General features: G+C 70.3%; 13 protein-coding genes. 6 read left to right on the top strand and 7 right to left on the bottom strand.

The features are described 5' to 3' along the window. Positions 1-35: 35 nt before the first annotated feature. Positions 36-518 (bottom strand): SRPBCC domain-containing protein, encoded by a 483-nt coding sequence (locus AB0A63_RS30820; RefSeq protein ID WP_360397301.1) that lies wholly within the window; start codon positions 516-518, stop codon positions 36-38. A gap of 165 nt (positions 519-683) precedes the next feature. Here AB0A63_RS30820 and AB0A63_RS30825 point away from each other — a divergent pair, with 165 nt between their 5' ends. From AB0A63_RS30825 to AB0A63_RS30835, 3 genes are all read left to right on the top strand, one after another. Next, a complete protein-coding gene (locus AB0A63_RS30825; protein WP_360397303.1) occupies positions 684-1,121 on the top strand; it encodes a nuclear transport factor 2 family protein in 438 nt (145 codons plus the stop codon). A 24-nt stretch (positions 1,122-1,145) separates the two neighbouring features. Next, positions 1,146-2,225 (top strand): hydrolase, encoded by a 1,080-nt coding sequence (locus AB0A63_RS30830; protein WP_360397305.1) that lies wholly within the window; start codon positions 1,146-1,148, stop codon positions 2,223-2,225. Positions 2,226-2,468: 243 nt separating this feature from the next. Next, a complete protein-coding gene (locus AB0A63_RS30835; RefSeq protein WP_360397309.1) occupies positions 2,469-4,217 on the top strand; it encodes an MFS transporter in 1,749 nt (582 codons plus the stop codon). Positions 4,218-4,385: 168 nt separating this feature from the next. On the opposite strand, the gene AB0A63_RS30840 is transcribed toward AB0A63_RS30835, so the two are convergent. Beyond that, positions 4,386-4,859 carry a hypothetical protein gene (locus AB0A63_RS30840; RefSeq protein ID WP_360397311.1) on the bottom strand — a complete coding sequence of 158 codons (474 nt, stop codon included), beginning with the start codon at positions 4,857-4,859 and terminating at the stop codon, positions 4,386-4,388. A 142-nt stretch (positions 4,860-5,001) separates the two neighbouring features. On the opposite strand from AB0A63_RS30840, the gene AB0A63_RS30845 reads away from it, so the two are divergent. Next, entirely contained in the window at positions 5,002-6,483 is a 1,482-nt protein-coding gene (locus AB0A63_RS30845) for an amino acid adenylation domain-containing protein (protein ID WP_360397313.1), read from the top strand. A 64-nt stretch (positions 6,484-6,547) separates the two neighbouring features. Here the strand turns inward: AB0A63_RS30845 and AB0A63_RS30850 are convergent, their stop codons facing one another. Both AB0A63_RS30850 and AB0A63_RS30855 read right to left on the bottom strand, forming a co-directional pair. Beyond that, on the bottom strand, positions 6,548-7,588 hold the full coding sequence (locus AB0A63_RS30850) for a ketoacyl-ACP synthase III family protein (RefSeq protein ID WP_360397315.1): 1,041 nt from the start codon (positions 7,586-7,588) through the stop codon (positions 6,548-6,550). A gap of 9 nt (positions 7,589-7,597) precedes the next feature. After that, the gene (locus AB0A63_RS30855) at positions 7,598-7,822 is read right to left on the bottom strand and encodes an acyl carrier protein (RefSeq protein ID WP_360397317.1); all 225 of its coding nucleotides are present in this window, start codon (positions 7,820-7,822) and stop codon (positions 7,598-7,600) included. Between the two features lie 209 nt (positions 7,823-8,031). On the opposite strand from AB0A63_RS30855, the gene AB0A63_RS30860 reads away from it, so the two are divergent. Further along, positions 8,032-8,451 carry a hypothetical protein gene (locus tag AB0A63_RS30860; protein ID WP_360397319.1) on the top strand — a complete coding sequence of 140 codons (420 nt, stop codon included), beginning with the start codon at positions 8,032-8,034 and terminating at the stop codon, positions 8,449-8,451. Between the two features lie 49 nt (positions 8,452-8,500). On the opposite strand, the gene AB0A63_RS30865 is transcribed toward AB0A63_RS30860, so the two are convergent. Then, positions 8,501-9,337, bottom strand: coding sequence for an NAD(P)H-binding protein (locus AB0A63_RS30865; RefSeq protein WP_360397321.1), 837 nt, complete (start codon positions 9,335-9,337; stop codon positions 8,501-8,503). A 142-nt stretch (positions 9,338-9,479) separates the two neighbouring features. Here AB0A63_RS30865 and AB0A63_RS30870 point away from each other — a divergent pair, with 142 nt between their 5' ends. Further along, positions 9,480-10,688: a cytochrome P450 gene (locus tag AB0A63_RS30870; protein ID WP_360397323.1), complete on the top strand. Its 1,209-nt coding sequence runs from the start codon at positions 9,480-9,482 to the stop codon at positions 10,686-10,688. Positions 10,689-10,741: 53 nt separating this feature from the next. On the opposite strand, the gene AB0A63_RS30875 is transcribed toward AB0A63_RS30870, so the two are convergent. Further along, positions 10,742-12,148 (bottom strand): MFS transporter, encoded by a 1,407-nt coding sequence (locus tag AB0A63_RS30875; RefSeq protein ID WP_360397325.1) that lies wholly within the window; start codon positions 12,146-12,148, stop codon positions 10,742-10,744. Next, entirely contained in the window at positions 12,145-13,269 is a 1,125-nt protein-coding gene (locus tag AB0A63_RS30880) for an epoxide hydrolase family protein (protein WP_360397327.1), read from the bottom strand. Before AB0A63_RS30880 ends, AB0A63_RS30875 begins: the two co-directional genes overlap by 4 nt. Between the last annotated feature and the right edge of the window lies 1 nt (position 13,270).

The raw sequence follows: 13,270 nt of genomic DNA on the forward strand, positions 1-13,270 counted from the left end.
GGGGCGGCCATTCTCCGTTCCTGCGCCGGGGTGCCTCAGGCCGCCTTGGGGACGTGGCGGTCGACGACGCCGGCGTACTTCTCCAGCGTCTCGCCGGGGGACGGACCGTCGAGGGCCTTGTGGATGCTCTCGGCGATCTCGCCGTGGCGGTGCAGGTCGGCGTGCGTCAGCGTGACCTTCGTCGTGGCCGGGCCGACGACCTCGAAGTCCACCTTGATGAACGACGCCTTGTCGTCCTCGAAGATCGGCTGCCAGTAGGGGCCGACCCGCCACGTCATGACGAGGCGCTTCGGCGGGTCCCACTCGGTGATGGTGCCCCAGGCGATCTCCTCGCCGTCAGCGCCGCGCTCGAAGTAGCGGCCGCCGACGAACGGCTCGATCGTGATGGCCTGCCGGTCCTTGACGAAGACGTGCGACTCCGGCCACCACTCGATCGGCCGTCCGGCGAAGATCGCGAACGCCTGCTCGATCGTCGCCTCGACCGTCACCGACTTGGCGACATCGGGAGTTGAGGCCATGTGGCCCTCCTCGCGGGGTTGGGTTGCGGGTGATGTCGCTGTTCACCGTGACCGGTTTGTCTCAACCGCCGATCGAACCGAGGTCGAACCAGGACGGCTCGACCGGATGTCCAGTGCCGCCACCCATATTCGCGGTAGCGAAACCCGGCAGACCGAGGAGTTGTCGTGTCCCCAGCCAGTGTTGCCGCCTCCGTTGCGGTCTACATCGAGGTCCAGACGTTCTACGCCCGGCAGATGCGGCTGCTCGACGCGTTGGACGTGGAGGGCTACGCCCAGACGTTCACCGAGGACGGCGTCACCGACCACGCCCACCGCGGCGAGAAGGTCGAGGGCCGTGCCGCCCTGATCGCCGGCGCCAGCGCCGCGCTGCCCCGCTACAAGGGGGTCGCCGTGCGGCACTGGAACGACCACTACCTGGTCGAGGAGGTCGACGAGAACACGCTGAACGTCAGCTACGCCTCGCTCGTCACCCGCACCACGCTGGACGGCCAGGTGTCGTTCGAGCCCACGTTCTCCATCGAGGACGTGCTCGTGCGCATCGACGGACAGCTCTACACCAGGTCCCGCACGATCCACCGCGACCTGCCCGTCCAGGCCGCGTGACCTGCACACCCAGGAGGTGACGAGGTGACTGCTCAACAAACCGGGCTGGCCGCCGCCGCGGAGAAGGTCAAGCTGATCGCCGCGGAGCACGCGGTGCAGGCCGACACCACCCGCGAGCTGGCCCCCGAGGTCGTGGAGGCACTGCGCGACGCCGGGTTCGCGCGGCACTTCGTCGCAGCCGGGCGCGGCGGCTCGCAGGGCACGTTCGCGGAGCTGACCGAGGCCGTCATCACCGTGGGGCAGGGCTGCTCGGCCGCCGCGTGGTGCGCGTCGCTGTCGGCGTACTCCTCCCGGTTCGCCGGGCTGCTGCCCGAAGAGGGCCACGACGAGATCTGGGCGTCCGGCCCGGACACGTTCGTCGTCACCGGCCAGCCGCCCATGGGCAAGGGCACGGTCGTGGACGGCGGCCACCGGCTCAGCGGCCGGTGGACCTACGTCAGCGGCGTGGACTTCGCCGACTGGGCGCTGCTGTGCGGCATGGTCGGTGCCGAGGGCCGCTTCTTCGCGGTGCCGCGCGGCGACCTCACGGTCCTCAGGACGTGGGACAGCGTCGGGATGAAGGCGACCAGCAGCCATTCCGTCGTGGTGGACGACGTCTTCGTGCCGTCCCACCTGTCGCTGAACCGCGCCGACCTGCTCACCGGCACCAGCTGGTCGCCGGTGCCGAGCCACAACGTCCCGTTCCAGGCGGTCGGCGGCCTCACGTTCGTCGCACCGGCCGTCGGAGCGGCGATGGGAGCGCTCGACGCGTGCGTCTCGGTGCTGTCGGGGAAGAAGCAGTCCGTCACGTCCGCGGTCGACCTGGTCCGCGCGTCCGGTCAGGTCGAGTCGGCGAAGCTGCTCGTCGAGCAGAACGCCAGGGTGCTCGACGACCGCGAGTTCACCCCGGCCGCGATGGCGCGCAACGAGCGCAACGTCGCCTACGTGGCCGAGGTCCTGGTCGACGCGACCGGTGGCCTGGTGCGGGCCGCCGGCACCGGTGGCCTCGCGGAAGGTGGTGCGCTGCAACGGTTCTGGCGCGACGTCGTCAGCTGCTCCAGCCACGTCGCGCTGCGGTACGAGACCGCGTCCGTGCGCACCTACCCGGCGTCGCTCTTCGGCTGACGCCGGGAGAACCGGCCCCGGCGCCACTGCGCGGCGCCGGGGCCGCAGGCGTGCCGTCGTTCCGCTCCGCCGCGACCTGACCGGAACTCAAGCGGAGGGGATCACCCTGGTAGCTCGACCGGCAGTCGTCGTTTGGAGGCAGGAGGTGGGACCTCGTTCAACAAGACCGGCTCTCCAGCCACGACGAGTCCTGACCCACCCCCTGCCGTGCGCAGCGGAACATCAGTCATCTGAGGAGAAATCGTGACCTCCACCAACACCAACCCCGACCTGGAGTCGCCACCGGCGGCTGCCGCTGCGCAGGCGGCTGCGGTCGTCGACGCGCCGGCGGCCGACCCGCGCCGCTGGATCGCGTTCATCATCATGACCGTCGCGACGTTCATGGACATGCTGGACGGCAGCATCGTCAACGTCGCACTCCCCGCGATCCAGCACGGCATGGGCGCGAGCTTCGTGCAGCTGCAGTGGATCACCGCGGGCTACGTCTTCGCGTTCGCCCTCACACTGATCACCGGCGGTCGCCTCGGTGACATCTACGGCCGCCGCCGGATGTTCCAGCTCGGCGTCCTCGGCTTCGTCCTCACGTCGTTCCTGTGCGGCATCTCGATCAACCCGGAGATGCTCGTGGCCTCCCGCCTCGCGCAGGGCCTCGCGGCCGGCCTGATGGTGCCGCAGGTCATGTCGATCATCCACGTCACCTTCCCCGACAAGGAGAAGGGCGCGGTCTTCGCCATCCAGGGCACCATCGGTGGTCTCGCGGCCACGATCGCGCCGCTCGTCGGTGGCCTCCTGGTCGCCTGGAACGTCTTCGGCTGGGACTGGCGGACGATCTTCCTGGTCAACGTCCCGATCGGCATCCTCGGCTACGTGCTGGGCTGGAAGTACATCAACGAGTCGAAGGCCCCGAGCCGCATCCGCCTCGACCTCGTCGGCGTCGTCCTCGCGACCGTCAGCCTCACGGCCCTGCTGTTCCCGCTGACCTTCGGCCGCGAGCTGCACTGGCCGGCCTGGGGCTTCGTGCTGATGGCCGCCTCCGTCGTCGGCTTCATCGGCTTCGTCGCCTACGAGAAGGCCAAGCAGCGCAAGGACGGCATGCCGCTCGTGCCGCTGAACCTGTTCAAGTCCCGCAGCTTCTCCGCGGCCCTCGCGCTGATGCTGGGCATGTTCAGCTTCACCGGCATGTTCATGCTGGCGCTCTACCTGTACCTGCAGGAGGGTCTCGGCTTCTCGCCGCTGCGGACCGGTGTCACGCTGCTGGCGTTCTGCATCGGTGCGTTCATCACCGCGTCGGCCTCGGTCATCGCGCTGGTGCCGAAGTTCGGCCGCGCCGTCCTGCAGGTCGGTGCCGTCGTGATCGCCGTCGGTGTCGCGGTGCTGCTGTTCTCGGTCAGCCCCGACGTCACGAGCTGGGGCCTGGTTCCCGGGCTGCTGCTCATCGGCCTCGGCTTCGGCATGACGGCCACCCCGATCGCGCTGTTCGCACTGCAGGAGGTGCCGCACGAGGACGCGGGTGCGGCCTCCGGCCTGATCAACACCAAGCAGCAGCTCGGTTTCGCGGTCGGCATCTCGGTCGTGACGCTGGCGTTCTTCTCGCCGCTGGCCTCCCACGGCGCGACGAACACCGAGGCGCTGGCGCCGCAGTTCCGCCAGGAGATCGTGGCGGCCGGTGTCGCGGACGCCCGCGCCACCGAACTGACCGCGGCCTTCCAGACCTGTGCCACCTCGACGTTCTCCGGTACGCCGGACGCGGCGGCGTGTGGTGCGGTCCAGGCGGACCCGCAGGCCAAGGCGATCGCCGACAGGTTCTCGCACCAGGCAGCCGGTCAGTCCTTCACGGACGCGTTCCGCACCACGCTGTACGTCGGCTTCGGCTTCGCGGCCCTCGCGCTGCTGCTCGCCTCCTTCCTGCCGCGCTGGCTGAAGCAGGAGGAGTGGGGCGCTCCCGCCGAGGACGGTGCCGCCGAAGGCGCTGAGGAACCCGCCAAGGCGTAGTTCCACCCGCTGTTGCAATGGGCCCCGGACCACCCGTCCGGGGCCCTCTGCTGTGAGCACGCGGGGGCCCCGCGTGCCTCCTGGGGGAACGCGGGGCCCCCGCGTGCACGAGAACAGGCCCCCACACGGGTGGTGGGGGCCTGTGGGGTGACGGGGTGTGACGGGGGGTCAGATGCGGAACGCGGCGCCCTCGACGTCGACGGGGCCCTGCCACGGGGTGCCGTCGTTCATGTTGATGTAGGTGTGTGCCTTGGTGCTGAACTTCTTCTTGTTCGCGCTGATCTTGCCCAGGTGGCTCGCGTTGATCGAGCCGACCGGGTTGCCGTTCTCGTCGCGGTGCGCGTGGTGGGTGATCCAGAAGCTGAACTGGCCGTCCTTCGCCGCCGTCCAGACGCCCCGGCCCTCGAGGTGGTCGGGGTAGCCGGGCTTGGTCTCGCAGTGCAGCTGGTAGTCGGCGGTGAAGTCGCAGAACAGCGGCGTCAGCAGCGGCGGCTGTTCGATGTGGATGGTGACGGTGAGGTCCCAGCGGCCGACGAGCGCGTTCTCGTAGCTGGGCTTCGCGGTGGCACCGGCGGCGGCGACGACGGGTACTGCCAGCGCACAGGCGGCCACGGCGGCCATGGCCTTCTTGCGGACGTTCATGGGGGACGCCTCCGATGAGGTGGGGCAGCGGACGCGCTGAGTGTTGTTCGCGCAGCTCAAGCACCCCTGTAGCGCCAGTTGTGACCCGAGGCGGCTTCGAGGCGGGTTGCGGAGGATGGCACAAAGCGAGAGGAGCTGGGGCATGTCTGCATCGGTGACCGACGCGTTCCGCTGCCGGGCGGCCAGGACGCCCGACGCGGTCGCGCTGTCCGCGGGACACGACGTCGTGACGTACGCGGAGCTGGACAGGTGGTCCGACGCGCTCGCCGGCGAGCTCGTCGAGGCCGGTGTGCGGTCCGGCGACCGGGTGGCGGTGTGCCTGGAACGGTCGGCGCAGCTCGTCGTGGCACTGCTCGGCGTGCTCAAGGCCGGCGCCGCGTACGTGCCGATCGATCCCGAGGACCCCGAGGCGCGGGTGTCGATGATGCTCGCCGACGCGCAGGTGTCCGTCGTGGTGGGCCGGTTCTCCGCCGGGTTCACCACGCTGAAGGTGCCGCCGCGCGGGTCGAGGTCCACTGTGGACGCACTCCCGGTCGTGGCACCGGAGGACGTGGCGTACCTGATGTTCACCTCCGGCTCGACGGGCCGGCCCAAGGCGGCGATGGTGGAGCACCGCAACATCGCGAACCTCGTCACCGCGCCGAACTACCTGGAGATCACCGCACAGGACCGGTTCCTCCAGCTCGCCACGGTGGCGTTCGACGCCGCCACGTTCGAGATCTGGGCCGCCCTGCTCAACGGCGCCCGGCTCGTGCTCGCCCCACCCGGTGTGGTGCAGGCGGAGGAGCTCGGCGACCTGCTGCGCACCAACGAGATCACCGTCCTGTTCCTCACCGCGGCGCTCTTCCACCGGCAGATCGACGTGGACGTCGACGCGTTCAAGGGCCTGCACACGGTCATGTCCGGCGGTGACGTCCTGTCCGTGCCGCACATCCGGCGGCTGCGGGAGGCGCTGCCGACCGTGCAGATCATCAACTGCTACGGCCCGACCGAGACCACCACGTTCGTCACCTGCCACCGCGTCGGCGCGGACGAGGACCTCGGCGGCACCCTCCCGATCGGCAGGCAGCTGCAGAACACCGACGTCGTCATCGTCGGCGACGACGGGACACCGGTGCCCGACGGCACCGCGGGCGAGCTGTGGGCGGGCGGCGCCCAGGTGGGCCGCGGCTACTGGCAGCGCCCGGACCTCACCGAGGAGCGGTTCGTGCGCGGCAGCTGGAACGGCGTGCGCTACTACCGCACCGGTGACCAGGCGCGGCGGCGCCCGGACGGCGTCGTCGAGTTCCTCGGCCGGATGGACGACCAGTTCAAGCTGCGCGGGTTCCGCATCGAACCGGGCGAGGTCGAGAACGCGCTCACCGAACACCCGCAGGTGCGCGCCGCGGCGGTGGGCGTGCGCACCCACCCCAGCGGTGACCGCAGGCTGGTGGCGTGGGTGGTGCCCTCCGGCGAGGGGATCGACAAGCGCTCGCTGCGTGCCCACATGCGTGCGAGCGCACCGGAGCACATGGTGCCGGCCGGGTTCGTCGTGGTGGACGAGCTGCCGATCACGAGCAACGGCAAGACCGACCGCAAGGCGCTGCCGGAACCGGACTGGAGCTCGAAGGCGCTCTACGTCTGAGCGGCTCAGGACATGCGGAAAGGGGCGGGCTCGCAGGGAGAGCCCGCCCCTTTCGACGCGTCCGCTAGAGCCAGGACGGGACTTCCAGGATCTCCAGCACCGCGGCGGTCCAGACGTAGCCGGCGCCGGAGGACTGCAGGACGACCAGGTCACCCGGCTTCGGGTCGCGCTCGGCCAGCACGTGGTCGAGGCCGATCGCGATGTCCGCGGTGCCGACCATGCTGTACTGCTTGGCCCAGTCGTAGGTCGTGGAAGCGCGGTCGACCCCCAGGAGACCGCAGATCCCGTGCGTGACGATGGTCTCCGCGAGCTGCTGGTGCAGGAAGAACCGCGCGTCCGCGAGCTCGATCTCCGCTTCGTACAACGCCATCTTGAGCGAGTGCCGCACCCCGCCGCCGATCCGCGCGATCATGTCGTCGAGGTCGACGTCGGCGTTGCGCAGGAAGTCCTCGACACCGCTGTTGAGCTGCAGGGTCCGGCCGTCGAGGAACGGTCCGGTGGTCCACGGCTGGAACCCGCGCGACATCTGCTCCAGGGTGGAGTCGGCGTGGGAGTGGATCGAGCGGACCCGCGCGAAACCGGAGCGGTTGGACAGCACCAGCGCCCCCGCGCCGTCGCCGTTGACGTTCTGCTCCTCCGACGCCCACCGGTCGAAGTACGGCAGGTGGAACGCGTCGCCCGCCGTCACGAGCGCGGCCGAGGTGTCGCGGTGCGACGACAGGTAGGACGCCGCGAGGTCCACCGCGGCCATGAAACCGTTGCAGCCCTGCTTGACCTCGAACGCGGGCCCGGTGCCGCCGACGGTGTTGGCCTGCACGTAGCTCGCCGGCGTCCAGAGGTCGAGCCCCTGGTGCGACAGGGAGGCGTGCACGGTCAGGCCGAAGTCCAGCGGGCTCAGGCCGGAGCGCTCCACGGCTTCCAGACCGGCTTTCGCCGCCATGACGGGACCGGTCTCGCCCGGAGCGGCGACGCGCAGCTCCCGGTAGCCGTTCATGGCCTTCTTCTCTTCCGTGTACCGGCCGGCCGCGATGGCGTCGTCCACCGTCTCGACCTGCTCGGGCAGGTATGTGCCCACACCGGCGATGTACAGGTCATTCCACCGCATGTCGAACTCCTAGGCTGCCTGGTCCAGCTGCTTGGCGACGGCGCGCGCCGTCGGGTCCTCGTAGAAGCTGCGCAACGGGACGCGGACGCCGTACCGCTCGTGGAGCTGCTTGACCAGCTTCGACGCGAGCAGTGAATGGCCCCCCAGGTCGAAGAAGTGGTCCTGCGGCTCGATCCCCGGCACTCCGAGCACCTCCCCGAACAGGTCGCAGAGCTCTGTCTCCCGATCTGTCACGGCGTCCTCCCTGTCAGCCCTTGAGTAATGAGAACTTTGCGTTGCCCGGGTCGAGATGGGCTTGGGCCGCAACGGAAAACACCGCGTTCGAGCCGTTCTGGAGTTTGCGCCGAGGGAAGTCGTCCACGGTTGCGCGCGTCCGTCGCAAGCAACCCGGGTTGGGAGCCACACAGATGCAGACGTTCACTCCGAAATGGTCGACCGCCCTCGTGCGTGCAGCAGCGGTCACAGCCGTGGTCCTGCTCGCGTTAACGGGCCTGACCACGGCCGCGAACGCGACGGGCTGCACACCGGTTGGCAGCTGGACCGGTCACGTGACCCGCACGGACGGGGACCACCCGACCAAGCTGGTGTTCAAGGCCAACGGCAGCGTCTTCCTCACCAACGAGCAGAACACCACCACCAAGGGCTCGTGGTGGTGGACCGGCGCCACCACGTTCCACTACAAGTTCCGCGGGGAGAAGGTCTACGACGAGAACGGCGCCTACTTCGCCTACGTCGACTTCGACCAGGACGCCGTCCAAAGCGGACCGAACGGCTTCACCAGCTCCGGCCCGTCGACGTTCTTCCTCGCCGACGGCACGAACCTGGGCACGTCGGCCATCACGTTCACGATGACGCGGGTCTGACGCGCGGCCGGAGCCGGGGCAGGTCCGCCGCCCCGGCTCCGGCACGGGGTCACACCAGGAACGAGGCGTGCTCCTCCACCCACTGGCGGAACGTGCGGGCCGGCTTTCCGGTGATCCGCTCGGCGGTCGCGCCGGTGTCCGCAGGGACACCGACCGCGGCCTCCCACTGGTTCAGCAGCGAGGTCAGCACGGGCGGCGGCACGAAGGCGCTCATCTGCGCCTCACCCTCCTCGCGGGTCAGGCCGTTGACCACGAGCTCGCGGCCGAGCACCTCGCCGACGATCTCCAGCTCCCGCCGGAACGTGAGCGACTCCGGCCCGGTGAGGTCGACGACCTCGTCCTCCAGCTTCTTCTCCGTCAACGCGACCACGGCCACGTCGGCGATGTCGTCCTCGTGCACCGGGGCGACCTGCGCCTCGGGGAAGACCTGGTCGATCGTGTCGCCGGCCTGCAGCGCGTAGCTCCAGCCGAACGCGTTGCTCATGAAGGCACCCGGCCGCAGGATCGTGTAGGTCAGGCCCGACGCGACGACGGCCTCCTCCACGACCTTGTGGTGGTGTGCCAGCGGGTCCTCGTCGGCGCCCGGGAGGCCGACGGTGTTCGACGACAGCAGCACGACGCGCTCGACGCCCGCCTTCTCGGCCTCGTCGAGGAACTGCGTGATGCCGTCCGGCTCCGCGTAGAGCAGCACCTTGGAGACACCGGCGAGGGCCGCGACGAACGTCTCCTGGTCGGTGAGGTCGAGGGCGACGGTCTCCACGCCCTCGGGGACGTCGAGCTCCGCGGGGTTTCGGCCGGACGCGCGGAGGCTGTGACCCGCCGCGTAGAGCCGCTGGAGCACGCGGCGGCCCACGTTGCCGCGCGCTCCGGTGACGAGGATGGTCATGGTTGATCTCCAGAATGGGGATGGTTCGCCTGGATGGCCGATCACGCTCAGCGTCCACTCGGTCACTCGAACCGCGCTGGACCGGGGTTCAGGCCACCACTCCTAACGTGCGGAAACATCCCATGAGCGTGAGGAGCGCACGGTGGTCACCTTTCCCGTTCCCGGATCCAGCTACCGCGGTCCGGCGCCGGAGTTCGCGCGGTTCCGCGCGACGAGCCCGGTCGTGCGCCTGCCCGCCGCCGGTGGCGGCCACTGCTGGGTCGCCACCACGCAGGACGCGGTCCGCGCCGTTCTCGACGACGTGCGGTTCTCCCGCGCGGCGTCCTACGAACCGGGCGCGCCGGTGTTCCCCGGTCTCTTCCAGGCACCGCCAGGCATGATCATCTCCCTCGACCCGCCCGCGCACACCCGGCTGCGCGACCTGGTGTCGCAGGCGTTCTCGGTGGACCGGGTCGAGTCCATGCGACCGAGAATCCAGCAGCTGGTGGGAGAGTTGCTGGACCGCGCCGACGACGAGGCCAGGCAGGGACCGGTCGACCTGTTGGGGACGTTCACGTTCCCGCTGGCCATCACCGCGATCAGCGAGCTGCTCGGTGTGCCCGCCGCCGAACGCGACACGTTCGCGCGGCTGATCCGGGAGTTCGCCGCCGTGGACGCACCGGAGGTCGCGGCCGCGGCGGGGGAGCAGCTCGGCGAGTACATGGCGGCGCTGGTGTTCGGCAAGCTGCGCGCCCCCGGCGACGACGTGCTGTCGGCGCTGACGCAGGTCCGGATCGGGGACGACGGCCTGGCGGTCGACGAGCTGATCGGCCTCGGCTACACGCTGCTCGGCGCGGGCGGCGACTCCACGGCGTGCCACCTCGCCAGTTCGGTGCTGACCCTGCTCGGCCACCACCGCGACGGGTGGGTGCGGCTGGGCGGGCACCCGGAGGAGGTGCCGGCCGCGGTCGAGGAGCTGCTGCGCTGGATCGCGTTGTCCACCAACGACACCACGGGCCTGCCGCGGATCGCCGCGGAGGACGTCGCGTTGTTCGGGGTCACGATCCCCAAGGGCGACGCGGTGTTCGTGTCGACGAGCTCGGCCAACCGCGACGAGACCCTGTTCGCCGACCCGGACGTGCTCGACCTCGCCCGCACCGGCAACGCGCACGTCGCGTTCGGGCACGGCATCCACCGCTGCCTCGGCGCCCCGCTGGCCCGCATCGAGCTGACCGCCGCGCTGGAGGAGCTGACCCGGCGCTTCCCGGCCGCCCGGCTCGCGGTGCCGGAGGAGGAGCTGCGGTGGCAGCGCGCCGACATGAACCACCGGCTCGTCGAGCTGCCCGTGGACCTGCACGGCAAGGGTTTCTGACACACGAAGAACGGCCCCCGGAAAGCTTTCCGGGGGCCGTTCTCGTTGTGCGGCTACTTCTTGCGGGGTACGGCGAGTGCCGCCAGCGCTCCGCAGAAGGTGAAGACGCCCGCACCGAGCAACGCGAGCCCGTACCCGGACCCGAGCGAGTGCCGCAACGGTTCACCGGCGGCCAGCAACGAGTCCGCACGGGCCGACGACATCGTCGCGAGCACGACCAGGCCGATCGCGCTGCCCATCTGCCGGATCGTGTTCAGCAGCCCGGACGCGAGGCCCGCCTGCTCGCGCGGGACACCGGACGTGGCGGCGTTCGTGGTCGCGTTCAGCACCGCGCCCATGCCGAGGCCCAGCACCGTCGTCGGCACGAGGATCGTGCCGAGGAACGTCGACGTCTCGTCCGCTGTGGACACCCACAGCAGGCCGGCGGTCGCCGAGAGCAGCCCCGCGAGCAGCACCGGCCGCGGTCCGATCCTCGGGACGATCCGCGCCACGCCGAACCCGCCCAGCGCGATGCCGATCGACAGCGGCAGGTAGCCGAGGCCGGTCGCGAGCGCGCTCAGCCCCATCACCTGCTGCAGCACCAGGGTGAGGAAGTAGAAGGTGCTGAACAGGGCCGCGATCGCGAAGAACGCCACGACGTTCGTCGCGGTCACCGAGCGGTTGCGGAAGATGCCGAGCGGCATCAGCGGGTGGGCCGACACCGTCTGCTGGCGCAGGAACAACGCGAACAGGACCACGGAGAGCGCGAGCGACCCGGCGACCTGCCAGGAGCCCCAGCCCAGCTCGTGCGACTGCGCGATGCCGTAGACCAGTGCCATCAGGCCGATCGTCACGGTGATCGCACCCGGTACGTCGAGGCTCTTGCGGCCCCCGTTGCTGGGTGTCTCCGGCACGGCGCCGCGGATCATCGACACCAGCGCGATGCCGAGCGGCACGTTGATCAGCAGCACCCACCGCCAGCCCAGCGACTCGGTGACGATGCCGCCGAGCAGCACGCCGACCGCGCCACCAGTGCCGGACACCGCGCTCCACCAGCCGAACGCCTTCGCGCGGGCGGTGGGGTCGGTGAACGTGGTGCCCAGGACCGTGAGCGAGGCCGGTGCCATCACGGCCGCGCCCAGGCCCTGGAAGCCGCGGGCCGCGATCAGGGTGCCGGGCGAGGTCGCCATGCCGCCGACGGCGCTCGCGACCGTGAACAGCGCGGCACCGAGCAGGAACACCCGGCGCTGCCCGAACAGGTCGGCGAGCCGCCCGCCCAGCAGCAGGAAGCCGCACACCGCGATGGTGTACGCGCTGTTCACCCACTGCAGGTCGTGCCGCTCGAACCCGAGGTCCTCGTAGATCGAGGGCAGCGCGACGTTCATGACCGACGCGTCCAGCACGTTCATGAACTGCGCCAGGCAGCACACCGCCAGAACGAGCCCGAGCTTGGCACCGGGCCTGTTCAGCGTCGCCGTCATGCGCGCACCAGCCGGAAGAACGTCCGCAGCTCCTCGACCAGGACGACCGGGTTCTCCAGCGCGGGGAAGTGACCGCCGGACGGCATCTCCCGCCAGTAGCGCAGGTCGGTGAACCGGTGCTCGGCCCACGCCCTGGGCATCCGCGCGTCGGCGGGGAACACCGAGAACCCGGTCGGCACGGACACCTGCGTCAGCGGCGACTTGTTGTAGCTCTCCCAGTACAGCCGGCCCGAGGACGCGGCGGTGGCGGTGAACCAGCACACCGACACCATGTCGAGGATCCGGTCGCGGGGGATGATCTTCTCCGCGTCACCGTCGTGGTCGCTCCAGGACCAGTACTTCTCGCCGGCCCAGCCGAGCTGGCCGACGGGGGAGTCGGTGAGCCCGTAGGCCAGCGACTGCGGCTTGGTGTTCATCACCGCCGCGTACGCGGACTCCTTCGCGGCGAACTCCTTGAGCGCACCCAGGCCCTCGTAGTCGCGCTGCGTCAGCTGGACCTCCGCCTCGGGGGCGGACGCGAACGGCATGACGAGGTGGATCGCCTCGACGTGGCCGGGCGCGATGTGGCCGAGGATGCCCGTGATGAACGAGCCCCAGTCGTTGCCGTGCGCGTAGAACCTGTCGTAGCCGACACGCCCCATCAGCGTGACGAGGGAGGCCGCGATCTTCTCCAGCGTCCAGCCGGTGCCGGTCGGCTTGTCGCTGAAACCGTAGCCGGGCAACGAGGGCGCGACGACGTGGAACGCGTCGGCCGGGTCCGGCGGGTTGGTCAGCGGCTCGATGACGTCGAGGAACTCGGCGACCGAACCGGGCCAGCCGTGTGTGAGCAGCAACGGCTTCGCGTCCGGGTGCGGGGAGCGGGCGTGCAGGAAGTGGATCCCGACACCGTCGACCTCGGTCTTGAACTGGGGGACGGCGTTCAACCGGGCCTCGGTGGCGCGCCAGTCGTAGACGTTCGCCCAGTACTCGGCCAGTTCCTTGGCGTAGGCCAGCGGCATGCCCTGCGACCAGTCGTCCACGGTCTCCGCGTCCGGCCACCTGGTCGCCGCCAGTCGCCGGGTGAGGTCCGCCAGTTCGGAGTCGGGAACCTCGACCCGGAACGGCACGAGTGCAGTGTCCATG

Origin of the sequence: Lentzea sp. NPDC042327 (assembly GCF_040647275.1) — a bacterium.
Lineage (GTDB): Bacteria > Actinomycetota > Actinomycetes > Mycobacteriales > Pseudonocardiaceae > Lentzea.